The following is a 22584-nucleotide window of genomic DNA, read 5'->3' on the forward strand; positions in this document are numbered from 1 at the left end:
CCGTGGCAGGTGTGTTTAATTAAGCGGAGCCGTCCGTGGCGCCGGGGCGGCCGCGGAACGCACACCGCCGAACCAGTTCGACGATCTCCCGTTTGTATTCAGGGCTGTAACGCTTGCGCTTGGACATGGACACTCCTCTGGCCCAGTATGGGGCTTAGTGAAAGTGTCCGCAGAATCGGGGTAGAACCCGACGCAGTCATAGCGGCGCAGGCGGCGGCTCGATTCGTGCACGTGGTGCCTGATGCCTAGGCTGATCGCTCCGGCGCATCGGGGTGCATGTCCATCGCGCCCGGGGTGGTGTGCACCAGCGGCACGAAGCTGTCGTCCGGTGTCACTTCGCGCTTGCGGCGCATGAAACGGTACAGCGCGTAGCCGGCCAGCAGGCCATCGAGCGCCGCGAACCAGCCGAACAGCAGCGTCGGCCGCGTCAGGCTCATCAGCGTGCCCGCCAGCAGCGGCCCCACCGACGAGCCGATGCCGTTGACCAGCAGCACCGTGCTCGACCCGGACAGCAGCTCGTCGCGGCGCAGGTAGTCCACCAGGTGCGCGACCGCGATCGGGTACACCGCGAAGCTCATGCCGCCGAAGGCGAACACCAGCAGCATCGCGACAGTATGGCCGGCGTTCGGCAACACCAGGTTGGCCAGCGCCGCCAGCGCCGCGGTGGCGCTGATCAAGGCCAGCGCCAGGCGCCGGTCGATGCGGTCGGACAACCGCCCCAGCGGCAACTGCAGCACCACGCCCCCGGCGATGGCCACGCTCATGTAGGTGCCGACTTCGGCCACGCCGAGACCGCGCGCGGCCGCGTACAGCGGCAACAGGCCCCAGAACGCGCCCAGCACCATGCCCGAGATCAGCGCGCTGACCAGCGCGGTCGGCACCAGCCGGAACATGCGCCCGACCTGCACGCGCGGCGCGGCATGGATGGCCGGCTGCGGCTGCGGGGTCACCACCACCGGCAGGTTCGCCGCGCAGATCAGGATCGCCACCACGCAGAACAACACGAAGCCCTCGCCGCCGATGTGCAGGAACTGCTGCGCCATCGCGCTGGCGCCGAGGTTCAGCATCATGTAGACGGCGAACACCGAACTGCGATGTCTGGGATCGGCGGCGGTGTTGAGCCAGCTCTCGATGATCGCGTAGAGGCCCACCAGCAGCAGCCCCTGCAATACGCGCAGCACCAGCCATGCCGCGTAGGCCGAGGTCAGCGCCTGCACCAGCACCACCACCGCCAGCAGCGAGGTGCAGAACGCGAACGTGCGGATGTGGCCGAAGCGGTGCGTGAGCCGGGGCACCGTGTAGGTGCCGACCAGGAAGCCGGTGTAGTAGGCCGAGGTCAGCACGCCGATCATCGCCACGGAGAAACCCAGCACCGCGCCCTGCAACGCGATATGCGTGTGCAGCAGGCCGACGCCCATCAGCAGGAACACGGTGCTCGACAACAGCGGTGTGGTGGTGCGGATGCTGCTCAACATGCGAAAGGCCCGCGGATGGCACGCGCCGCGCGGTCGGCGGAGCCGGCGCGGCTTCGGCAGGGTAACCGGACGGGAAAGCGTTTGTCGCCGCCCGGCAGTGTGCGGGTCACGGCGCATGCACGGGCGAAGCGTGGCCCGGAACAACCGAAAATTCCGGGGGCGTGGCGTCGACGCCGTCGCGCCGGTTGTTCCGGAAGGTCGCGCACCTTGGCCGGAGTGACGGCAGGATGGGACTGCGAGGGGCCTCTTCGCTATCAGTACCGCGCCGTCGTCAGCGGCGCATCGGCCCACTGCCAGGCGGCCGCCTGCTGCTTCGATGTTTCACGCGCGGCGTCGACCTGACCGAGCTTTTGCTGCGCCTGCGCGAGGCCGAACAGCGACCAGCCGTTGAGCGGGTAGGTCCTCAGGTCCTGCTTGAATGCTTCCGCCGCGCCCGTGGCATCGCCGGTCTCGAGCAGCGCGGCACCGAGGTAGGGGCGCACCGGCAGCGGCCAGTCGGCCGGTTCGTTGTAGGCCAGGGCGTCCTCGGCGGCAGCGGCTTCGCGCAACATGGCGATGGCCTGCGCGTGCTTGCCCTGCGCGCGCAGCAGCTCCCCGTGCAGCATGGCGTCCGCCACGCGCAGTACGTTGCCGGCCTGGTTGATGTCGAAGAAGCTGATCTTCGCCATCGCCGGATCGACGGCGATTGCGTGCAGGGCATCGGCTTCGCGCGCGGCTTCGGCCAGCGCGCCCTTGCGCGCGTGCGCCATGCCGCGGGCGAAGTGCCGGATCGCCGTCGGATAGGGCAGCTCCGGCGATGTCGCGGTATCGGCGAGGATCGCGTCCCAGTCGCCGAAACGGACCTGGGTGAGCAACGGCGTGACCACGAATTGCTGCATGAACTCCATCGGCGCCCCACCCATCACTGCGCGGTCGGCGCGTCGGGCAGTCTGCTCCGCCGCCTGCAGCGCCAGCGTGCGCGAGCCGGTCAGGCCCGTCGTCATCGTGGCGAAGTGCCAGTTGTGCGGCACGTAGCCCAGCGGGTAGACGCCGTTGCTGCCGCGGCACATCGCCAGGAAATCCTTGTCGGCGGTGGTGGCGGCGAGGTTGGTCAGGGTCGCGTCGTGGTAGCGGCCGACGCGGATGTAGGTGTGCGCGGGCATGTGCACCAGGTGGCCCGATCCGGGCGCCAGCGCGGCCAGCGCGTCGGCCCAGGGTTCGGCGCGCTGCGGTTCGGGCGAGGATTCGGTGGCGTGGATGTAGTAATGCATCGCGCCGATGTGGCGCGGGTTGCGCGCCAGCACGCGTTCCAGTTCGCCGAGCAGGTGTGTGGTGAACTGGCCCGGGGCACCATCCTTTTCCCAGTACGCCCAGGGTGAAAGGTCCATCAGCGCTTCCGCGTAAAGGGTGGCTGCATCGTCGTCCTCGGGAAATTGCGCGACCACGCGCGCCATTGCCTCGGCATAGGCGCGGTCCAGTGGTGCGCGATCTTCCGGCGCCGGGTCGGCGTAACGCAGCTGCAGTGCCTGGATCAGTGCACGGTCGACCGGGCGCGCGGTGGCGGCCAGGCTCGCGGCGCGCGCGGCGAGGGCGGTGGCGTCCTTCGCGTGGGCCGGGTCCATCGGCAGATTGATGTTCGGCCCCAGCACCAGCGCCTGGCCCCACACGCACATCGCACATTGCGGATCCAGCCGTGCCGCCTCGGCAAAGGAGCGCCCGGCCGCCTCGTGGTTGAAGCCGTAGGCCATGCGCAGGCCCTGGTCGAAATAGCGTTGCGCGGCAGGCATGCGCGTGGCGACGTCGTGGTGCAGATCGCCGAAGGTGTCGAACAGCGGCGGCGCAGCGGTTTCGATGGCGAGTGCGTCGCTGGCAGTCTTCTGCGCCGGGCTGCAGGCCGTCAGCGCGATGGCCAGCAGTGGCAGGAGCAAGGATCGACGGATCATCGTGGTTCTCCCATGGCCGGTTCGGAAACAGGGGGAAGCGACGGACAGAGTAGCCCAGGTTTGCGCGAATGGATGCGCGATTTCCTCCTTCCGCGCACGCGCTGCTTCAACGCCCCCTGTGGCCGATTGGACGTCCATCCATACCTTCCACGGCGACATTGTCCCTGACAGCTTTTGGCCGTCCAGCCGGCTGTTGCGGTCCCACTCCGGAAAGCACACCATGCGCGACGTGCGCAGATGCCTTACCGCATTCGGCCGCATGAGTGTGCGATGGGGCAGTGAGGGGAAACACCAGTTTTCGGGCGGGCACGAACAGCACCGTTTGCCTGGATTTCCGGGTGGGAGCGGTGCCCGTGCCATTGGACTCACCTGTGCTCCCGGCACCGCGACCGAGTCGGTGGCCGAGCCCGGTTGAGCCATACGTTGCGGCACCGTCGGGGACACCATGACCATCAATCACGCGCAAGCGCTCGACCTACCCACCCGTCCGAACGTCGCGGCGGCCGTCGACCGCTGGATCTGGGTCTTCATGGCGGCTTTCTTCATCGCCATCACGCTGACCGGGTTCGTGCCGGACTCGCTGCAGAAACTCGCCATGATCCGTACCGGGGCGAGGCCGCCGTTCCCACCGATCCTGCACGTGCATGCGGTATTGATGGGCAGCTTCCTGCTGTTGCTGCTGGCCCAGTCCTGGCTGATGGCAACCGGTCGTCGCGATCGCCACCAACTGCTGGGCCGCGTCGCGTTCGTGCTGGTGCCGGCCATCGTCGTGGCGGGTTTCATCCTCGTTCCGACGCTCTACCAGCAGGTCTGGAACGGAGCGCAGACGGCGCCATCGCCGCTGCGTGAGCAACTCCGGCAAACGCTGCTGTTCCTCGACAACATCGCGCTGCTGCAGCTGAAGGCCGGCGTGCTCTTTACCGTCCTTGTCTGGCTCGCCTTGCGCGCGCGACGCACCGATCCGGACTTTCACAAGCGGATGATGTTCCTGGCGACGGCGTGGCCGCTGCAGGCGGCGATCGACCGGATCACCTGGTTGCCCTCCCTTTATCCCGGCCCCCTCTCGACCGATCTTTACACCGTGCTCGCGGTGGCGCCGCTGTTCCTGTGGGACGTGATCCGGCATCAATCGGTACTTCGGGTCTATGGGGTCTGGCTGGCCGTGTCGCTGCCCGTTGTGGTCGCCATCCAGCTGTTGTGGGATGCGCCGGCCTGGCACGCATTCGTGCCGCAAATGCTGGGGCCGTGATCGGGCGACCCGGCCGGCCACGGCTACGGCGGATCGCGGGGGTAACATCAGGAGTGCGGATGGCGTGCAGGCGCAAGCCGGGATTGGCGATCAGCCTGCTTCGTCCGTCGCGCTTCTCCTGAATCGGCCGGAGGCATGCATGTCCCGAGTGTTGCTGTGCGGTGCCACCGGCCTGGTCGGGCGCGAGGTGCTGCGGATGGCCCTGGCTGACGCCACCGTCACCCAGGTAGTGGCACCGACGAGGCGCCCGCTGCCGCCGCATCCCAAACTGGTGAATCCCGTGGTCGACTTCGAACAGCTGCCGACGGATGCTGCGTGGTGGCAGGCCGATGCGGCGATCTGCACGCTGGGCACGACGCTGCGCGATGCCGGCTCGCCGGCGGCATTCCGGCGGGTGGATTTCGATTACGTGCTGGCGTTTGCGCGGCTGGCGCGGGCCGGTGGCGCGCAGGCTTTCGCGCTGACCTCGTCGTTGGGTGCCGACGCGGCGTCGCGTTACTTCTACCTGCGTACCAAGGGCGAGGTGGAGCAGGCGGTGCAGGCGCTGGGTTATCCCTCGCTGACCGTGCTGCGGCCGTCGCTGATCGGCGGCGAGCGCGAGCGACAGCGGTTGCGCGAGCATGTCGGCATGCGTCTGTTGCAGGCGCTGGCGCCGATCGTGCCGCGACGCTGGCGCATCGTCCCGGCGCCGCGAATCGCGCAGGCCTTGTTGCAATCGGCGCTGGCGATGACGCCCGGCTGCGCGGTGATTTCCCCGGAGCAGTTGCTGTCGCCGGCATGAAACGGCAGGCGCCGGCCTACAGCGGATGCTGGCGGTAGAACAGTTCGAGTTGCCGGTAGACCTCCGGCAGTTGCTCGCGCAGGTTGGCCGGTGTTTCGAAAAACTGTTCGCTGCACACGGCGAAGAACTCGGCCGGGTTTTCCAGCGCGTACGGATCGATCGGCAGCTTGTCGCCGTCATTGCGTGTCCGCTGGAGCTGCTTCCAGGCGTCGGAGAACACCTGCGACCACCGCCTGGCATCCATGCGCCGGTGCAGCGGCGGGAAGCCGTTTGCTTCGCCGTTGAGCATGTCGAGCTTGTGCGCCATCTCGTGGATGACCACGTTGTGCCCGGGCGGGTGTCCGCTGCCCAGCACGTCCGCCCATGACAGGATCACCGGGCCGCGGCCCCATGCCTCGCCGGCCAGCACGCTGTGACCCTGATGAACCACGCCGGCGGCATCCACGTGCTCGCGCTGCGGCATGAACGCATCCGGGTAGACGATGATGCTGTGCCAGCCGTCGTACCAGTCCATGCCGAGTTTCAGGATGGGCACGCAGGCATGCGCCGCCAGCAGCACGCGGTCGACGTCGCCCAGCACCAGGTCCCCGGCCGGTTCCAGCGACTTGCGCTCGAGGAACAGCGTGGCCAGCACGCGCAGCGCGGCCTGGTCCGAGGCGCCCAGCCGGCGCGCGGCCGTGCAGCGCTGCAGCGCCTCGCGCCAGAGCGCTTCGGCGATCGGGTGCCGCATGACGGTACGCCGTGCGCGCCAGTTGCGGAAGAAGTCGAACATGGCCACGTGTTGGAGTGGGAGCTCCGGAACATCTGGGCCGCCGCCCGGTTACTCAAGCGGGTGTGACGGCGCGCGCACGGTTCGGGGATTCAGACCGGCGTGGGGTGCGCTTCCAGCATCGCCTCGAACTCCGCCGGCGGCATCGGGCGGCCGATCAGGTAGCCCTGGAACACGTCGCAGCCCTGGCTCATCAGGAACTGCCGCTGCGCGATGGTCTCCACGCCTTCGGCAATCACCTCCAGGCCCAGGCCGCGACCCATGCCGATGATGGTCTGCGCCACCATGGCACCGTTGGCGTCATCCGGCAGGCAGGCGACGAAGGACTGGTCGATCTTCAACTGGTCCAGCGGCAGGCGCGACAGGTAGGTGAGCGAGGAATAGCCGGTACCGAAGTCGTCCAGCGAGATGCGGATGCCTTGCGCACGCAACGCGGTGAGCTTGACCGCCGCCTCGGCCAGGTCGCCCAGGATGGTGGTTTCGGTGATCTCCAGTTTCAGCCGCGAGGGATCGGCGCCGGTGCTCGCCAGCGCGTTGCGCACGCCGTCCACGAAACGGGCCTGGTTGAACTGGCGGGCGCTGACGTTGACCGCCAGCGTCAACGACCGCGTGGCGGGGCGCTCCGCCCAGACCACCAGCAGTTCGCAGGCGCGCTGCAGCACCCAGTCGCCCAGCGGCACGATCAGCCCGCTTTCCTCGGCGATCGGGATGAATACGGTGGGCGACACCGGCGTGCCACGACGCGTCCAGCGCAGCAGCGCCTCGGCGCCGAGCACGCGGCCCCAGCGGTCGACCTGCGCCTGCAGGTCCAGCGCCATGGCGCCTTGGGTGATGGCATCGCGCAGGTCGTGCACCAGGCCTTCGCGTTGCGCCAGCTCGGCCAGCATCTCCGGCTCGAAGCGGCACACCTGGTCGCGCCCGGCGGCCTTGGCGCCGTACATCGCCAACTCCGCCTCGCGCAGTACCGATTCGGGCGTGTCGTGGCCCGCGGCCAGCTCGCTCCAGCCGATGCTGGCGGTGATCGTCACCGGGGTGTCGGTGGCCAGCCGGAACGGCTCGCGCAACGCCTGGCGCACGCACTCGGCACACTCGCGGGCGCGCAGTGCGCGTTCGCCGCGGCCGCTCCGCTCGCACGGCACGGCCAGCGCGAACGTGCCGCCGCCGAAGCGCGCCAGTACGCAGCCGTCTTCCAGCAGCCGGCGCAGGCGCTGCGCGATCAGGGTCAGCAGGTGATCGCCGGCGGCGTGGCCGCGCAGGTCGTTGACGCGCTTGAAGTGGTCCAGGTCGACCAGCAGCAGCAGCGCGCGGAAACCTTCGGTCTGACCCAGCAGGTGCTTCAGGTGGTTGCGCAGGAAATGCCGGTTCGGCAGGTCGGTGAGCGGGTCGAAGAAGGTCATGTGGTCGACGCTGGCATGGGCCTCGCGTTCGCTGGTCAGGTCGACCATGGTGCAGACGCGGTGGGTGACCTGGCCTTGCGCGTCGGCGACCGCCGACGTGGCCGCGCGCACCACCCGCGGCTGGCCGTGCTTGACCTGGATCCAGCGCTCCTCCTGCCAGAAGCTGTCGGGGCCGAGCTGCTCTTGGCGCGCGTGCGCCGGTGCCTCGTCGTCGCGGCGCGCCCAGACCTGCGACGAGGGATGCCCCCGCACCTCTTCCAGGCGATAGCCGGTGAGCCGGGTGAACGCCTGGTTGACGCGCTGGATGACGCCTTCGGCGTCGGTCACCATCAGCGCCTCCTGGGTCTGGAAGGCTACCGCGGCCAGGCGCAGTTCGCTGTCGGCGCGTTTGCGCTCGGTGATGTCCTGCGCGTAAAGGATCGCGTAAAGCGCCGCGCCGCCCTCGTCGTGGATCACCGAGCAGTCCAGTTTCGCGGGGAAGCGGCGTCCGTCGCGGGTGATCTGCTCGGTTTCCCACACCAGGTGCGCGAGGCGGTCAGCCTGCGCCCATCGTTCGTGCTGGCGGGCAAGGACGTCGGGGGGGAACAGTGCGTCGACCGGTGTGCCGACCATTTCCTCCGGCGCGTAGCCGCGCTCGCTGGCGAACACCGGGTTGACCGCGGTCAGCAGCCGCGTGCGCGAGTCGCAGATGGCCACGCCGAAGGCGGCATTCTGGAACGCGTGCGCCCATAGCCGCAGTTGCGCCTCGCCGTGCAGGCGCCGGGTGACGTCGCGCGCCACGGTGAGCACGCCGTGGATCGCGCCGGTGGGCTCGTGCAACGGCACCTTGCTCAGTTCCAGCTGCCGGCCGTCGCCGTCCGGCGCTTCGTAGGGGACGATCGCGTTGCGCGGCTGTCCGTTCGACAGCACGCTCTGGCTCATCGAGCGTGATGCGGCGGCGAAGCGCGTGTTGCGCGCATCGAAGGCGTCGAACGCCGTGCGGCCGAGCAGCGATTCGCTGGTGCGCCCGAACAGGCCGAGCGTGCGGTCGTTGCAATCGGTGAGTATACCGTTGCCGTCGCTGACCCACATCGCGTCCGGGCTGGCATCGAACAAGGCGCGCAGGTTGCGCTTCTGCGCGCGCAGCTCGCCGGTGCGCGCGGCCACCGTGCGACGCAGCAACCACACCCACAAGGCCAGCAGCAAGGCCAGCACCAGCCCCACGACCAGCGCGATGCGCGCCGTCCGCACGAAAGGTTGCGGCATGGCCGGGCGATCCAGCCAGCGCTCATGCAGGGCGGCGCGCTCGACCGGGGTGATCATCGCCATGCCGTGCTCCACCGTCTGCAGCATCGCGCCGTTGCCCGCGCGCACGGCGCGGCGGGTGTGGCCGGTGTAGAGGATGTAGGCGAGGTAGAACTTGTCCAGCGCGGCGTAGCGGTAGAGGTAGTAGTTGGCCGGGTTGGTGTCCATGCAGAAGACGCCGATGTTGCCGTCGACCGCCGCCTGGATGACCTCCTTGTAATTGGTGTATTCGTGCAGGTCGGTGATGCCTTGCCTGCGCATGTGTTCGGCGCAGGCGTCGCCGCGCTCCACCGCCACGGGAAAGCCGCGCAGGCCGGCGCTGTCGGTGATGCCGCGGATGCTGCGCGCCACGTAGATGCCCACGGCCTGCTCGGCGTAAGGCGCGGAGAACTCGTACAGCGGCACGCGCTCCGGCGTGCGGTAGAGCATGTCGATCACGTCGGCCTTGCCGGCCAGCAACTCTTTCTGCGCCTGGTCCCAGGCCATCGGTGCCAGTTCCACCTGGATGCCGGTGCGCTGCTGGAACAGCCGCCACATGTCCACTTCGTAGCCCTGCGGCTCGCCATTGCCGTCGAGGAACAGGAACGGTGGGTAGTTGTTGTCGGTGACCACGCGGATGTGCGCAGGGGCGGGCGACAGGGCGGCGGATGATGAGGCTGCCGGCGGCGCCGACGCGGTCGCTGCCGCAAACGCCGCGGCCAGGCCACAGAACGCTCCTCCGATGCATGCCGTGCGCCATTGCTTCATGCAGGTGCCTCGTGCGGTCGCCGTCCCCGTTGCGAAGTTCAACCATACCCCAATCGGTGCGGCCCCGCGCAGGCCGGTCCGGCTCGCTGCGGGACATCCCTGCCTTGTAGCGGCGGCGCCGGGAATCCCTTGAATGCGGCGCTCATGTTGCGCGCGTGCGCTGGCGGCGGCCCGGTCCCGGCGCAGAGGCGAGCCAGCTGCGCAGGTCATGGCGGATGATCGCGGCCAGCCGGCTCACCGCCGGGTTCGGCGCCGGCTCGGCGAACATCAGCGCGAGGCCGAGCGTGCGCGGCGCGGGCAACGCTGCCGGCGCGGTGTCGAGTATCCGCACGCTGGCCGGCAGGCCCAGCGGCGTGCGCAGGGTGATGCCCAACCCCGCCGCCACCGCGGCCCATACGCCGGCCAGGCTGGCGCTGCTGAAGGCCACCCGCCAGGCGATGCCGGCGCGATCCAGGGCGTCGATCGCGGTGCTGCGCAGCAGGCAGGGCGGTTCCAGCATCACCAGCGGCAGCGGTTCGCCACGGTCGAGCGTGAGCGGCGTCGTCGCCGCGCCGATCCAGCGCATCGGCACCTTGCCCAGGTGTTCGCCGTGCGCGGCGGGCGTGCCGGTTTCCCACGCCAGCGCCAGGTCGAGCCGGCCCGCGTCCAGTTGCTGCCGCAGTTCGGCGTTGCGCGCGATGCGGGCCTCGATGCGCACCTGCGGGTGGGCGCGGGCGAAGCGCCCGAGCACGTCGGGCAACAGCGTCTCGCCGAAATCCTCCTGCAGGCCCAGCCGGACCCGCCCGGCCAGTTCGCTGCCGCGGACCGCGGCCGCCGCCTCGTCGTTGAGTTCCAGCAGGCGCCGCGCATAAGCCAGCATGACCTCGCCCGCGTCGGTCAGCGCCATGCCGCGGCCCGCCTTGCGCAGCAGCGGGGTGCCGGCCTGTTTCTCCAGCTTCTTCAGTTGCGCGCTGACTGCCGAGGTGGAGCGGCCGAGCCGGTCGGCCGCCTTGGCGAAGCTGCCCAGTTCGATGCCGCTGGCGAAGCTGCGCAGGACATCGAGATCGAAAGTGATGCGACGCATGGTGACAGTCCTGTTTTTCAGGATTGTTTATGCCGAAATTCCCGATTTTCAAGACCAGATTGGCGCGCTACCGTGGATCGCGTCAACCCGCCCCAGGAGCACTCCATGATCGCGATGCAGTACGCCTTCAGCTTGCCTGCCGATTACGACATGGCGATCATCCGCCGTCGCATCGCCGACAAGGGCCATCTGCTCGACGACTTCCCGCGGCTGTGTTTCAAGGCGTACCTGTATGCCGGGCACGACGACGACGCCACGCCGGGCGAGCAGAACACTTACGCGCCGTTCTACCTGTGGCAGGACAGCGAAGGCATGAACGCGTTCCTGGCCGGTGCCGGCTTCGCTGCGCTCACCCGCGCGTTCGGCTGGCCGCCGGTGCGCACGTGGTCGGTGTGGCGGGCGGATCGGGCCGCGGATCTGCGTGCGGCTGCGCGGGCAACGCGCGAGCTCGTCGCCATTTCCGAGCATGCGCCGCTCGCCGAGCTGCGCGAGGCCGAGACGCGCGCGGCGCAGGTCGATCGCGCCGCCGGTGCGCTGGCCGCCGTCAGCGCCTTCGATCCCACCGGCTGGACGCTGCTGCGCCTGCGGCTGTGGCCCGACGCGCACGGTCCCGTCGCCGGTGCGTGCAACTACCGCGTGGGGCATGTCTCGCAGCCCGGCGCCCGCGGTTCGGCGGTTGTGATTTCTTGAACCCTCCGGAGACTTCCCATGCCCCTCGTTCGCATCGCCTTGCGCCGCGGCAAGCCGGCCACCCATCTCGCCGCCCTGCGTGACGGCATCTACCATGCCATGCGCGACACCTTCGACGTGCCCGAGCACGATCGCTTCATCGTGGTCAGCCAGCACGACGAGGACGAGTTCGACGCCGATCCGGGCTATCTCGGCATCGCCCGCAGCGACGATCTCGTGATCGTGCAGATCACCTGCGCCAGCGGCCGCAGCACGACGCAGAAGCAGGCGTTGTACCGGCGCATCGCCGACAACCTCGCCGCCGCCCCTGGCCTGCGCCCGCAGGACGTGTTCATCAACTTGGTGGAGACGAGCCGCGACAACTGGTCGTTCGGCAACGGCATCGCGCAATACGTGTGACGGCCTCTGTCGCAGTTTGCCGCGTGATGGGGTTCTTCCGTGGCAGCAGGTTCTACCCGGACGGAGGATGCACCCATGAACACGACATGCACGATCGCCTTGCTGGCGCTTTCACTGGTACCGGCCCCGACCCCCGCGGCGGCCGCGCCGCCTGCTGCTGCCGCCGTGCAACTCGCGCCCGGCGACCTGACATGGATGCCGGCACCGCCGGTGCTGCCCAAGGGCGTGCAGCTGGCGGTGCTGAGCGGCAATCCGTTCGCGGAAGGGTTCACCACCCTGCGCCTGAAGATCCCGCCGCACACCATGTTGGCGCCGCACTGGCACCCGACCGCCGAGGGTTTCACCGTGCTGCAGGGAACCTTCCACATCGGCATGGGCGACCAGGTGGACAAGGCCGCGGCCAAGGCGCTGCCGGCGATGAGCTACGCGTCGCTGCCGGCGATGCATCACCACTATGCCTATACCGCGGACGAAGGCGTGGTCATCGACCTGAGTTTCTACGGGCCGTTCCAGATCCACTACGTGCATCCGGCCGACGATCCGTCGCAGGTGGCCGCGACGAAGCCCTGAGGGTGGGTCGCGCGGCGGCCTAGATGCCTGCGTGGTACGGCCGGCCCGCCACGCAGTTGTCTACTTCCCGCTGACTGATGTGCGCGTAGGGCCGCAGGTTCACCACCGCCTGCACCATCTCGTCCTGGCGCCGCACCACGTCGCCCAGCGCGGCGCAGAATTCGGGCGAGTGGGAGAGCGCGAGGCCTTGCTGCTCCAGCTTCTTCTCCATCTTGTCCAGGCGGCCGGTCATCATCGCGAACACGGTCCTGGCCATGACGTGCCGGGTCATGTGCGTGGCCTTGTCCAGCGAGAGATCCACCAGCGCGATCACCGCCTCGCGGTAGCGCAGCGTCTCGGCCTTCTGCGTCCGGGAAAGGACCAGGCTGTCGCTGCCGATCTTCACCGCGCCGGATGCATCGATGCTGGCGTCGGGATAGCCCTTGGCGTTCATGCCCAGCGGCTCGCGATGCACCTCGGCACGTGCCGATTCGATCTCGCGCGTGGCCACGCCCGAGCAGCCCGTGCCCAGCACGGTCACGAGGACGAGGAGGGCGCCAGCCAGGCGCGGTCGGTTTGCTTGAAACATGCGGGATTCCCGGGGCGGTTACTGCAGTACTTTTTCCGCGTCGACGATGGCCACGCCCTGCATCTGGCCCAGCAGGCTGTCGAACCACGGCTTGTGGGTGGCGCCGACGATGCACAGCACGCGGGCACCGGGACGTTCGCGGAATGCCGCGCGCACGTTGGCCACCATGCGCAGGTTGCGCGTCTCCCAGCCGGCGACGTAGATGCGCGCCAGGCGGGCGGGCGACTTCTCGCGCATCGCCGCGCCCATGTCGGCGTCGATCTGCCTGCGCAGGACGTCGGGCCGGTTGATGAAGCGGTACAGCGCGAGAATGTCGCCGTGGAGGGTGAGCGTTTCCTGCCGTTTGCGATCGGCGGCCACCTCGCTTGCGCTGGCGGCCCAGGCGCTGCGGATCGCGTTGGCGTAGGCCGGCACGTCGGGCACGTCCACGTTGTCGCCGGAGTGGTCGTCGACCGGATACACGCGTTGCAGGCCGAGCCGTGCAGCGAGGCGCGCGGCGATCTGCAGGTCTTCGCCGTTTCGCGTCTGCAGTTCGCGCAGGCGGGTGGCCAGCGCATCGTCCAGGCCATCGCCGGCGTGTCGTTCGGCCTGCGGCAATTGCAGCCACTGGGTCAGCGCCGAGGCGTCGTCGCCGGCGGCAAGGAACAGCGCGGCCAGGTGCCGGCGCTGCGCCGCGTGCGGCTGCGCCGGCCAGTGCGCGAGTGACTCCTTCACTGCGGCTACCGCAGCGGGAACATCCAGGCCGGTGGCTTTCCTCGCTGCCGTGGTGTCGCTGCAGTAGGTCGCGACATCCTGCGCCGCGTAGATCGCCGGGTTGCGCCTCATCATCGCGCAGCTTTCGCCGGGGATCGCCTCGACAGTGATGATGTCGGGCTTGAACGCAGTCAGCTTCGCCAGCACCGGCTGCAAGGTGACGGCCTCGAACCCTTCGGGCATCTGCGACAGATGCACGCTGCCCAGCACCAGCACCTGCGATGGCGGACCGGCCATGCCCCGGTCCAGTCCGGACAGGTCGACCTGCGCCGGTGCCGTGCCCGACCACAGCAGCACCGCCAGCAGGCCACAGCTTGTCCATCGATTCGTCATGCGTCGCTCCGCTGCGGCAGGTATGGGGAAGGCGCGGTGTCGGCCCTGGTGGTCCCGGCATCACGGGTCGTAACCGCCGCGATGCCACCGCACGTCGTCAGCCCATGGTGCGTACGCGCGCCGGCACGGGCGCGTGCGAGAAGTCACTAGGCAATCCGGCATGGCCACGCAGCACTTTCCCGGATCGCCCGCCGGTGGGTATCACCTGACCCGGGGGAACGCAGTAGCGGGTCATTCGCGCCCCGGTTCGCGGCGCATGGACGTGTGCCGGCCGCGCCGCGGCGCGATCGCCGTGTCGCGGCGTGCTGGCATGTCGCTTGCTGGACATGGCATCGGGGGCGGGCGATCGGAATCCGGCGGCGGGCGGGCCGCCAGGTTCCGGTTGTCACAGCCGCCTTCGCCCGGGCAACCGGCAATCCAGCGCAGGAGGCTTTTTCATGGCCACGACTCGCAAGATCACCAGCAACGCGAACAGAGGCTCAGCCAAGCTGTTCGCCCTCAAGCCGCACGACCACGCCGGCATTGCCAAGGCGCTCGGCATGGCACGCAGCGATTACGAAGTGAAGTGGTGGTGGAAGTACGGGCAGCCGGCAATCGACCTGATCCAGGCGCAACTGGAGGTCAACGCCAAGCAACTCGGCCCGGTGGTCAGCCAGCTGATGCGGCTGAACGGTCCGACGCTGCAGGTCAGCGCATCGTGCTTCCCCTACGGCATCCCGGTGCCGGAGTGGTTCCGGCTCGAAGTGAACATCCGCAACGCCGGTCGCTAGAAACCGATCGATGCGTCCATGCGGCCGGAGCCATCGCCCGGCCGCCGTTGCCTTGCCGCGAGAACGTCATGGGCCCGACCGGCGACGTCGTCAACGTCATCCAGATCCACCCCACGCTGCGCTGCAACCTGCGTTGCCGGCATTGCTACTCCACCTCCGGCCCGGAGCAGCGCGGCGAGCTGGACGTGGAGCTGCTCGAGGGTTTCCTCGCCGACGCAGCAGGCGAGGGTTACAACGCGATCGGCATGTCCGGCGGCGAACCGCTGACCTGGAAGCCGCTGTCGCGCCTGTTGGCGTTCGCGCGGTCGCTGGGTTTCGCCACCTCGGTCACCAGCAACGGCTTGCTGCTCGATGCCCGGCGGCTGGCGCAACTGGCGCCGCATCTCGGGCTGCTGGCGATCAGCCTCGATGGCGTGCCGGAGAGCCACAACCGCATGCGCAACCGCGCGCATGCGTTCGAGCAGATGCGCGCCAAACTCGACCTGCTGCGCGCGGCCGGCGTGCCGTTCGGTTTCATCTTCACGCTGACCATGGACAACCTGCCCGAGCTGGATTGGGTGGCCGGCTTCGCCGCGGCTGAGGGCGCGCGGTTGCTGCAGATCCATCCGCTGGAGCAGGTCGGCCGCGCCCGCGAATACGAGCTGCGTCCGCCGGACGACCTGGAGCTGGCGTACGGTTTCCTCGAAGTGGCGCGGCTGCAGCGGCAGTACCGGGAGCAGCTGACCTTGCAGTACGACGTGGCCGATCGCCAGCTGATCGCGCGCGAACCCTGCCGCGCCTTCGCCGGCCCGGCGGTCGCCGCGGACGTGGCCGCCGATGCCCGGCTGGCTGCGCTGGTGTCACCGCTGGTGGTGCAGGAGGACGGCTGGGTGGTGCCGATCCAGCACGGCTTCGCCACCGCCCATGCGATCGCGCGGCTCGATCGCGGCTCGTTCCGCCCGCAGGCCGCGCGCTGGAAGCGCGAACGCTATCCGCGCTTCCGCCATCTCGCCGAGCAGGTCTGGGCCGACATGCGCGACGCACCGGAGCACCTGCCGTTCACCAACTGGTATGCCGCGATCACCACGGCCAGCGCGCATCGACCGGCGCGCCGGCTGCTGGCGACGCCGGTGCAGGTGACGGCCTAGACCGAACCCTCGGGGGACGATATGCGCAGATGCACCACCATCGGGTTGATCGCGGCCTTCGCCTGCCTCGGCAGTGTCGACGCACTGGCGCAGCCGCCAGCGCAGTCGCTCCCGCAGTTGCACAAGCACGAGGCGCTGGTGCCGGTGGCGACGAGCAGCGTCACGCACGCGTCTTCCGCGACTGCGAAGCAACAGGTGGCGTTGAGTGACGCGATGCTGCACGTGGCAGCAGGGCAGCCGCCCCCGCCGGCGTCGGCAACCACCGCCAAGCCGGCCGCCGCACTCAGCCCGGTTGCCGCACAGGCGGCGCAGAAGTTCCACCTCGACCCGTTGGCCTTGAGCAGCGGCGCGGTGAAAGCGGTGTCCGGCAGTCATGCCGAAGTGGTCCATCCCGATACGGTCGCCGAACAGGCCCGGCCGGGCGCGGTCTTCGTCACCCGCACCGGTGCCACCGCGACCCGGGTGGCGCTGTCGGCGCCGCTGCGCGAGGCGCTGCCGGCCGGGGCGCAGACATCCGCCGTGCGGCTGGGTTATGTGGTGAGCGCCACGGTGGGGTCGGAACGCGCACCGGTGCGGCTGGCCGCGCTCATCGCCAACAATACCGGGCTGGTGCTGGACGCCGCGCGTTCCGCCTGGAGCGGCGGCTTCTCGGTGGCGCTGTCCAATCTTGACGATCCCGGCGATCGGCGCACGCTGAACACGCCTGTCAACGTGGCGGTCACCGCGGCCGGTGCCTCCGACGTGGCGCCCGCGCCGCTCAGCATCGCCGACGTCGGCCAGTGGCATGCGGTGCGCGTGACCGTGCCGGACTTCCCCGGCGACAGCTATCACGTGTCGGTCAGTGCCGACCCGCAGGATCGCGGCAACGCGATCGACCTGCCGGTGATGAAACCCACCATCGAGGTGATCGCTGCCAACCCGCAGATCACCGGCTGGGGCATCGGCCAGACCGCGATCACCCTGCGCGCCCGCGGCCTGGTCACGCCCGGCGGCTACCCGGTGACACTGCGCAACGAGCATGGCTCGCTCGACCCGACCTACGTGAAGCTCGATGCGCAGGGCGTGGCCACCGCGCGCCTGCGCTCGGATTCAGCCGGATCCACCAGCGTGAGTGTCGCCGACGCGGGCGTGGTCTCCCAGCCGGCCACCGTGGTGTTCACTGCACCATGGTTGTTCCTGGTCGCGGCCGTCGCCGGCGGCTTGCTCGGTGCGTTCATCCGCGGCAAGGGGCGCCGCCGAGCCTGGTACGCGTTGGCGATCGGCGTGGCCTCGGCGATCCTGATGACACTCGCCTACGCAGTCGGCATCGACTGGGTCAGCCGCGCGCTGCCGTCGGCGCACCTGGCCACCTCCGGCGAGGCGGTGATCTTCGTGCTGGGCGCGATCGCCGCGCTGCTCGGGGTGGGCGTTCTGCTGCCGGCGGGCGGAAGCGACAAGGGCGTCTGATCGGAGGGCGCAGACCGCGGCGATAATCGACGGAACTCCACCTGCACAAGGCGCCGCGATGTCCGCTCGATCCGATGATGCCGGTGTGAGCCTGCTGCCGCGCATCACCGGGCGCAGCAGCTCCCATTACACCCGTCTGGCGCGCATGTTCGCGCTCGAGCTGGGTGTGACCTGCGAGTTCGCTCCGGTGTACGACCTGGCCTCGCTGGACGAGCGCAGCTACGCGGGCAACCCCGCGCTCAAGTTGCCGGTGCTCAGTCATGGCGGGACGGTGGTATTCGGGGCCGAAAACATTTGCCGCACGCTGGCGGAGCTCGCCCCGCGCCATGCCGTGATCCTCTGGCCGGAGAACCTGCGTGACGCGTCGGCGCGCAACGCGCAGGAACTGGTCTGGCACGCGATGCAGGCCCAGGTGCAGCTCGGTTTCGGCACGCAGATCGCGGAGCTTTCGCCGGACAGCATCTACTTCGTCAAGGCGGCCGCGGGCCTGCGCAACGCGCTGGCGTGGCTCGACGAGCGGGTGCCGTCGATCATTGCCGCGCTGCCGCCCCACGACCTGAGCCTGCTCGAAGTGTCGCTGTTCTGCCTGCTCGAACACCTGACCTTTCGCCCCACCGTGCCCTTGGCGCCGTATGCGCAACTCGGTGGTTTCGCCCGCGCGTTCGGGCAGCGCGCTTCGGCGCAAGCGACGTTCTACCGGTTTGACGCTGCCGCAGGGGATTGAAACGGCCGGGTACAGCCGGCCCGCCGCGGTTGCCCTGGTGAGCGTGCAGTAACATGCGCGGTTCGCGCCATCACGTACCGTCATGACTGCTGCCGACACCCCAGACCAGCCCGGCTCGCCACGCGCCGCTTCCGATGCCCCGGCCCGCGTGGAAGGCGAGTCCGCGCAGGCGCGCGCGCGGCTGGCGCAACTGCAGGGTCAGCCCGCCGCGGCATGGCTGGAGGCAGGCCGTGCGCTGGTGCTGGAGCAAGACATGGAAGCCGCCGCCGCAGTACTGCAGGCGGCACTCGCCCAGCATGGCCACGATGGCGAACTCGTGCTGGCGCTGGCCGGCGTGCGCTGGCAGATGAATGACCGCGCCGCAGCGCAGCTGCTGCTGGAAAACCTGCTGGCGCGGCAGCCCGATCACGCGGCGGCATCGTTCACGCTGGCCCGGCTGCAGCTCGAACAGGGCCATGTGGATGCGGCGGAGCAGGTGTTTCGCGACCAGTTCGGTCGGTACCGGCAGGGCGCCGATCTCGTGCATCGGGCGGCGAAGATGCTTGCCGATGCCGGGCGCAAGCAGGCTGCCGCCGAGTTGTGCGAGGCGGCCATCGCGATGGGCTCGGGTGATCCGTTCCTGCATGTCTACGTGGCGGCCTTGCTGGGCCAGCTCGGCGAGTTCGAGCGATCCCGCGGCCATTACCTGCTCGCGCTCGAGCATGACCCTCGCACGATCGATGCGGGCGCGGCCTACGGTCTGGCCTCGATCGGCCGCTACACCGACCCGGGGCATCCGGACCTGGCGCGTTTCAGGGCGCTGCTGGAGCGACCCGACCTGACACCCGCAGCGCGCGCCTCGGTGTTGTTCGCGCTCGGCAAGGCGCATGACGACCTGGGCGACTACGCCGAGGCCGCGGCCCGCCTGCGCGAGGCAAATGGACTGGTCGACCACCGCAACTGGTCGCGCAAGCACTGGCGGCGGCTGGTAGAGGCGCGCCTGGCCGGCTTGTCGCTGCCGCAGCGCGCGCCGGCGGCCACGGAGTGCGTGCCGATCTTCGTGGTCGGTGCGCCGCGCTCGGGCACGACCCTGGTCGCCGAATTGCTCGGCCGCTCGGCCGAGACCTGCAATCGCGGTGAACTGGACTGGCTGCCGCATCTTGCCGAGCAGGTCGCCCGCGCGCCGCGGGTGGACGTCGACCTGCTCGACCGCGTCGCCGCCGAGTATCTGGCCCGGTTGCGGCAAGGGGAGGCGGGGGTGCGCTGGTTCATCGACAAGCAGCCGCTGAATTTCCTGCAGGTGGATCTGATCGCGGCGCTGTTCCCGCAGGCGCGCATCGTGCATTGCCGGCGCAACGAGCGGGATACCGCGCTGTCGATCTGGAGCCAGCATTTCGAATCGACGGAGTATCGCTTCGCCTACGATTTCGCGGACATCGCGGCGGTACTGAACGGCTGCGATCGCCTGATGGCCAAGGCTCGCGGCGAGGGAAGGGTCATCGAGGTGCGCTACGAGGAGCTGGCGCAAGCGCCCCAGGCGACCATCGACGGCCTGGCGGCCTCGCTGGGGCTGGCGCCGTTCGACGCCGGTGTGCCGAATGCGGTGCGCGGCGCGATCGGCACCGCCAGCGTGTGGCAGGCGCGCCAGCCGGTGTACACGCGGGCCATCGGGCGCTGGCGCGGGTATGCGCCGTTCGTGCCGGAGTTGCTGCGTTTCGCGGACCAGTGAGTCGTCCGCGGCGCGCTCGACCCTGCTGCGCCCGATGCCGCATAATCCGGGGTCGGCCTGCGCGCAGGCAAGCGCCACGCGTTGCCGTTCTTTCCTTTCAGATCACGTGAATGCCATGAGTACGCTCCAGGATGTCTACAGCCTGCACCACGCGGGTCGCTTCGACGAAGCCATGCGTGGCTATCGCGAGTGGCTGGCGCAGCACCCCGACGATCCCGACGCGATGCACCTGCTCGGCATCCTGCTGCACCGGCGCGGCGAGAACGCGGAAGCCTTGAGCCTGCTGGCACGGGCGGCCGAGTTGCAGCCGGACAACCCGGAGCTGGCGCTGGGCCATGCCACCTTGCTGCGCCAGGCCGGCGATGCCGCGGGGGCGAGCATGGCGTTCTACCGCGCGCTGGCGATGGACCCGAATCTCGGCGGCGCGCATGTCGGCTTGGGCCAGCTGGCGCTCGACCGCGACGATGCCAAGTTGGCGGAAGAGCACTTCCGCATTGCCCTGCGCGCCGGCGACGATGGCCACGCGCTGGCCGGGCTGGGCACCATCATGCTCGCGCGCGGCGAGCTCGATGCCGCCGTGGGCTACCTGACGCGCGCGGCAGAGATGGTGCCGGATTACTCGGTGATCCAGTTCCTGCTCGGCCAGGCGTTCAGCCGGCGCGACCTGCTGACGTTTGCCGAAACCGCATTGAACAATGCCCTGCGCCTGCAGCCCGACCTGCATGCAGCGCGCACCTGGCTGGCCGAAGTGCTGCTCAAGGACAATCGTCCTGCCGAAGCGCGCCTGCTCTATCTCGGCCTGTTGCCGGTGCCGGGCTACGAAGTGATCGCGCAGATCGGCTTGGCCGATGCCGCGCGCATGGAAGAGCTCTACGAACAGTCGATCGTGCACTACCGCGCCGCGCTAGCGCTCAACCCCAAGTTGTCGGTGCCCACGCGCATGCTGGCGTGGGTCCTGGCCACGCTCGGCCGCAACGACGAAGTCATCGCGACCTACGACACCTACCTCAAGGCGGTGCCGGACGACGCGGAAATGCGCGAGTTGCGCGAGGACGTCTGGAAGCTGCACACGGCCGCGGGCGACGGGACGACCGCACCGGCCGGCCCCGGCGAAACGATGCACTGAGAGGTTGTGACTGTTCAACCTCTCAGACCGGCCATGGATGGCTCGGACATGGAGCAGTCACGCAAGTGACTGTTCCATGTGAGCGAGTCCGGGCGTGTACCGGACTCGCAATAGAAGAAAACCACAGGAAGTGGTTTTCTTCACAGGCACTGAGCCTGGCGGCGTCAGCTCGCCTCCGCGCGCACCAGCCACACCTCGCCGCGGCGTGCGCGCGGCAGGCCGTTGAACAAGGCGAACCAGGGCGCGAGCAGGCGCACGGTCCAGCCCAGCCGGCGGATGCGGCGGAACGGGCTGGAGACCGCGCATTCGGCGCGGATGGTGAAGCCGGCTTCCTGCAGCGCCTTTTCCAGCACCCAGGGACTCAGCGGCGTGATGTGGCCCTGTTCGCGATAGTCGATGTCGCGAAACCACTGGAACTGGCCCGTGCACAGGAACAGCGCCTGCGATACCGGGTTGGCGATGTTCGGCGTGGACAGCACCAGTTGCCCGCCCACCGGCAGCAGGGCGCGGATCTGTCGCAGCACCTCGCGCGGGTTTTCCAGGTGCTCGACGATCTCGAGCGCCATCACCGCGTCGAAACCCTGCGGCCATTGCGCGGCGAACGCGCCGTTGAGGTCGGCCGCGACGAAGGGCACGTCGGTCGGCTTGAAGCTTTCGGGGAACAGGTCGCTGGCGGTGACCTGGAAACCCAGGTCGGTCAGCCGCAACGACATCGCGCCGCTGCCGGCGCCGAACTCCAGCACCCGCGCGCCGGCGTTCGCCGCGCCGACCAGCAGGTCGGCCGCTGCTTCATGCAGTCCGGGGGCGGCGTAAATCGGCAGACCCTTGTACTCGCGCATCGATTGGCCGGCGAAGCCGGTGCGGAAGTTCTCGGCGCGCGCGCTGGCCTGGTCGGCCGCGGAGGGAGTGGGCATGGGCGTCGTGGTGGGTGGCTGGAGTGGGAGCGGGCCGGTCGGTCGCCGCGGGACCGTTACACGCGACCGGTCACCGGGATCAGTGCGCCGGTGATGGCGGAGGATTGTTTCGACAGCAGGAACACGATCACGTCGGCCAGTTGCTCCGGCTTGACCCAGCGCGCGAAGTCGGCCTTCGGCATGTCGGCGCGGTTGGGTGGCGTGTCGAGGATGCTGGGCAGCAGCGCGTTGACGGTGATGTCGCGCTCCTTGAGCTCCTCGGCGAGCGATTCGGTGAAGCGCATCACGCCGGATTTGGAGGCGGTGTAGGCCGCCACGCCAGCGCCGGCCTTGAGCGCGGAGGCTGCACCGATGTTGATGATGCGGCCGCCGGCATGCAGGTGTTTCAGCGCAGCCTGGCTCGCCGCGACGGCGGTGCGCAGGTTGACCCGGTAGAGCAGGTCCCAGGTGTCCGCGTTGCCGTCGGTCACGCTCTCGTAGCGAAACATGCCGGCGATGTTGACCAGCGCGTCGAGCCCGCCCATGGCCTTGGCGGCAGTGTCCAGGGCGTTCGCCGCGGCGGCGGGATCGGCCAGGTCGACGCCGCCGATGCAGCTGGCCGCGCCGATGCCTGCGCTCGGTGCGGGGGCACGGTCGATGGCGGCGACGCGGGCGCCGGCGGCCAGTGCCGCTTGCACCGCGGCGAGGCCCAGGGCGCCGAAACCGCCGGTGATGGCGACGCGCAGGTGGTCCAGTTGCATGGTGTTCTCCCGAGGCTGTCCGCCGGACA

Annotated in this window: 20 protein-coding genes; 11 read left to right on the plus strand and 9 right to left on the minus strand. The window is 69.4% G+C overall.

Going from position 1 to position 22584, the window contains the following annotated elements:
* Positions 1-245 precede the first annotated feature (245 nt).
* Both B1991_RS07550 and B1991_RS07555 read right to left on the minus strand, forming a co-directional pair.
* Entirely contained in the window at positions 246-1475 is a 1230-nt protein-coding gene (locus B1991_RS07550) for an MFS transporter (protein ID WP_136258113.1), read from the minus strand.
* A gap of 254 nt (positions 1476-1729) precedes the next feature.
* On the minus strand, positions 1730-3397 hold the full coding sequence (locus B1991_RS07555; protein ID WP_136258114.1) for a tetratricopeptide repeat protein: 1668 nt from the start codon (positions 3395-3397) through the stop codon (positions 1730-1732).
* A 445-nt stretch (positions 3398-3842) separates the two neighbouring features.
* Here B1991_RS07555 and B1991_RS07560 point away from each other — a divergent pair, with 445 nt between their 5' ends.
* The gene (locus B1991_RS07560; protein ID WP_136258115.1) at positions 3843-4646 is read left to right on the plus strand and encodes a hypothetical protein; all 804 of its coding nucleotides are present in this window, start codon (positions 3843-3845) and stop codon (positions 4644-4646) included.
* A gap of 139 nt (positions 4647-4785) precedes the next feature.
* On the plus strand, positions 4786-5427 hold the full coding sequence (locus B1991_RS07565; RefSeq protein ID WP_136258116.1) for a Rossmann-fold NAD(P)-binding domain-containing protein: 642 nt from the start codon (positions 4786-4788) through the stop codon (positions 5425-5427).
* A 16-nt stretch (positions 5428-5443) separates the two neighbouring features.
* Here the strand turns inward: B1991_RS07565 and B1991_RS07570 are convergent, their stop codons facing one another.
* The 3 genes from B1991_RS07570 to B1991_RS07580 form a co-directional block, all read right to left on the minus strand.
* Complete coding sequence (locus B1991_RS07570; RefSeq protein WP_136258141.1) at positions 5444-6199, minus strand: M90 family metallopeptidase; 756 nt, start codon at positions 6197-6199, stop codon at positions 5444-5446.
* 89 nt (positions 6200-6288) lie between these two features.
* A complete protein-coding gene (locus B1991_RS07575; RefSeq protein ID WP_168709599.1) occupies positions 6289-9624 on the minus strand; it encodes an EAL domain-containing protein in 3336 nt (1111 codons plus the stop codon).
* A 142-nt stretch (positions 9625-9766) separates the two neighbouring features.
* Positions 9767-10687 carry a LysR substrate-binding domain-containing protein gene (locus tag B1991_RS07580; protein ID WP_136258118.1) on the minus strand — a complete coding sequence of 307 codons (921 nt, stop codon included), beginning with the start codon at positions 10685-10687 and terminating at the stop codon, positions 9767-9769.
* Between the two features lie 105 nt (positions 10688-10792).
* On the opposite strand from B1991_RS07580, the gene B1991_RS07585 reads away from it, so the two are divergent.
* From B1991_RS07585 to B1991_RS07595, 3 genes are all read left to right on the plus strand, one after another.
* Positions 10793-11377 (plus strand): DUF4865 family protein, encoded by a 585-nt coding sequence (locus B1991_RS07585; RefSeq protein ID WP_136258119.1) that lies wholly within the window; start codon positions 10793-10795, stop codon positions 11375-11377.
* Between the two features lie 18 nt (positions 11378-11395).
* Positions 11396-11776 carry a tautomerase family protein gene (locus tag B1991_RS07590; protein WP_136258120.1) on the plus strand — a complete coding sequence of 127 codons (381 nt, stop codon included), beginning with the start codon at positions 11396-11398 and terminating at the stop codon, positions 11774-11776.
* A gap of 75 nt (positions 11777-11851) precedes the next feature.
* On the plus strand, positions 11852-12346 hold the full coding sequence (locus tag B1991_RS07595) for a cupin domain-containing protein (protein ID WP_136258121.1): 495 nt from the start codon (positions 11852-11854) through the stop codon (positions 12344-12346).
* Positions 12347-12365: 19 nt separating this feature from the next.
* On the opposite strand, the gene B1991_RS07600 is transcribed toward B1991_RS07595, so the two are convergent.
* On the minus strand, positions 12366-12914 hold the full coding sequence (locus tag B1991_RS07600; RefSeq protein ID WP_136258122.1) for a hypothetical protein: 549 nt from the start codon (positions 12912-12914) through the stop codon (positions 12366-12368).
* 18 nt (positions 12915-12932) lie between these two features.
* Positions 12933-14000, minus strand: a complete 1068-nt coding sequence (locus tag B1991_RS07605) for a DUF5694 domain-containing protein (RefSeq protein ID WP_168709600.1) — start codon at positions 13998-14000, stop codon at positions 12933-12935.
* 437 nt (positions 14001-14437) lie between these two features.
* Here B1991_RS07605 and B1991_RS18625 point away from each other — a divergent pair, with 437 nt between their 5' ends.
* The 6 genes from B1991_RS18625 to B1991_RS07630 all read left to right on the plus strand — a co-directional run bounded on the left by B1991_RS18625 (position 14438) and on the right by B1991_RS07630 (position 20901).
* Complete coding sequence (locus tag B1991_RS18625) at positions 14438-14770, plus strand: hypothetical protein (protein WP_168709601.1); 333 nt, start codon at positions 14438-14440, stop codon at positions 14768-14770.
* Between the two features lie 68 nt (positions 14771-14838).
* The gene (locus B1991_RS18630) at positions 14839-15897 is read left to right on the plus strand and encodes a radical SAM protein (protein WP_168709602.1); all 1059 of its coding nucleotides are present in this window, start codon (positions 14839-14841) and stop codon (positions 15895-15897) included.
* A 21-nt stretch (positions 15898-15918) separates the two neighbouring features.
* The gene (locus tag B1991_RS07615) at positions 15919-17343 is read left to right on the plus strand and encodes a hypothetical protein (RefSeq protein WP_136258124.1); all 1425 of its coding nucleotides are present in this window, start codon (positions 15919-15921) and stop codon (positions 17341-17343) included.
* A gap of 58 nt (positions 17344-17401) precedes the next feature.
* Positions 17402-18067 carry a glutathione S-transferase family protein gene (locus tag B1991_RS07620; protein ID WP_246031095.1) on the plus strand — a complete coding sequence of 222 codons (666 nt, stop codon included), beginning with the start codon at positions 17402-17404 and terminating at the stop codon, positions 18065-18067.
* A gap of 82 nt (positions 18068-18149) precedes the next feature.
* Positions 18150-19775 (plus strand): tetratricopeptide repeat-containing sulfotransferase family protein, encoded by a 1626-nt coding sequence (locus B1991_RS07625; protein WP_136258125.1) that lies wholly within the window; start codon positions 18150-18152, stop codon positions 19773-19775.
* A gap of 115 nt (positions 19776-19890) precedes the next feature.
* Positions 19891-20901, plus strand: a complete 1011-nt coding sequence (locus B1991_RS07630; protein ID WP_168709603.1) for a tetratricopeptide repeat protein — start codon at positions 19891-19893, stop codon at positions 20899-20901.
* A 164-nt stretch (positions 20902-21065) separates the two neighbouring features.
* Here B1991_RS07630 and B1991_RS07635 read toward each other — a convergent pair whose 3' ends face one another.
* The gene (locus tag B1991_RS07635) at positions 21066-21815 is read right to left on the minus strand and encodes a class I SAM-dependent methyltransferase (RefSeq protein ID WP_136258127.1); all 750 of its coding nucleotides are present in this window, start codon (positions 21813-21815) and stop codon (positions 21066-21068) included.
* A 56-nt stretch (positions 21816-21871) separates the two neighbouring features.
* Entirely contained in the window at positions 21872-22555 is a 684-nt protein-coding gene (locus B1991_RS07640; RefSeq protein WP_136258128.1) for an SDR family NAD(P)-dependent oxidoreductase, read from the minus strand.
* Positions 22556-22584 lie beyond the last annotated feature (29 nt).

This window comes from Rhodanobacter lindaniclasticus, from assembly GCF_004799035.1.
Lineage (GTDB): Bacteria > Pseudomonadota > Gammaproteobacteria > Xanthomonadales > Rhodanobacteraceae > Rhodanobacter > Rhodanobacter lindaniclasticus.

Coding starts and splice junctions, on each gene's coding strand:
- B1991_RS07585 (WP_136258119.1), top strand. CDS start 10,793: ATGATCGCGATGCAGTACGCCTTCAGCTTGCCTGCCGATTACGACATG.
- B1991_RS07640 (WP_136258128.1), bottom strand. CDS start 22,555: ATGCAACTGGACCACCTGCGCGTCGCCATCACCGGCGGTTTCGGCGCC.
- B1991_RS07570 (WP_136258141.1), bottom strand. CDS start 6,199: ATGTTCGACTTCTTCCGCAACTGGCGCGCACGGCGTACCGTCATGCGG.
- B1991_RS07595 (WP_136258121.1), top strand. CDS start 11,852: ATGAACACGACATGCACGATCGCCTTGCTGGCGCTTTCACTGGTACCG.
- B1991_RS07620 (WP_246031095.1), top strand. CDS start 17,402: ATGTCCGCTCGATCCGATGATGCCGGTGTGAGCCTGCTGCCGCGCATC.
- B1991_RS07590 (WP_136258120.1), top strand. CDS start 11,396: ATGCCCCTCGTTCGCATCGCCTTGCGCCGCGGCAAGCCGGCCACCCAT.
- B1991_RS07625 (WP_136258125.1), top strand. CDS start 18,150: ATGACTGCTGCCGACACCCCAGACCAGCCCGGCTCGCCACGCGCCGCT.
- B1991_RS07580 (WP_136258118.1), bottom strand. CDS start 10,687: ATGCGTCGCATCACTTTCGATCTCGATGTCCTGCGCAGCTTCGCCAGC.
- B1991_RS07565 (WP_136258116.1), top strand. CDS start 4,786: ATGTCCCGAGTGTTGCTGTGCGGTGCCACCGGCCTGGTCGGGCGCGAG.
- B1991_RS07635 (WP_136258127.1), bottom strand. CDS start 21,815: ATGCCCACTCCCTCCGCGGCCGACCAGGCCAGCGCGCGCGCCGAGAAC.
- B1991_RS18625 (WP_168709601.1), top strand. CDS start 14,438: ATGGCCACGACTCGCAAGATCACCAGCAACGCGAACAGAGGCTCAGCC.
- B1991_RS07555 (WP_136258114.1), bottom strand. CDS start 3,397: ATGATCCGTCGATCCTTGCTCCTGCCACTGCTGGCCATCGCGCTGACG.
- B1991_RS07600 (WP_136258122.1), bottom strand. CDS start 12,914: ATGTTTCAAGCAAACCGACCGCGCCTGGCTGGCGCCCTCCTCGTCCTC.
- B1991_RS07605 (WP_168709600.1), bottom strand. CDS start 14,000: ATGACGAATCGATGGACAAGCTGTGGCCTGCTGGCGGTGCTGCTGTGG.
- B1991_RS07550 (WP_136258113.1), bottom strand. CDS start 1,475: ATGTTGAGCAGCATCCGCACCACCACACCGCTGTTGTCGAGCACCGTG.
- B1991_RS07630 (WP_168709603.1), top strand. CDS start 19,891: ATGAGTACGCTCCAGGATGTCTACAGCCTGCACCACGCGGGTCGCTTC.
- B1991_RS07615 (WP_136258124.1), top strand. CDS start 15,919: ATGCGCAGATGCACCACCATCGGGTTGATCGCGGCCTTCGCCTGCCTC.
- B1991_RS07560 (WP_136258115.1), top strand. CDS start 3,843: ATGACCATCAATCACGCGCAAGCGCTCGACCTACCCACCCGTCCGAAC.
- B1991_RS18630 (WP_168709602.1), top strand. CDS start 14,839: ATGGGCCCGACCGGCGACGTCGTCAACGTCATCCAGATCCACCCCACG.
- B1991_RS07575 (WP_168709599.1), bottom strand. CDS start 9,624: ATGAAGCAATGGCGCACGGCATGCATCGGAGGAGCGTTCTGTGGCCTG.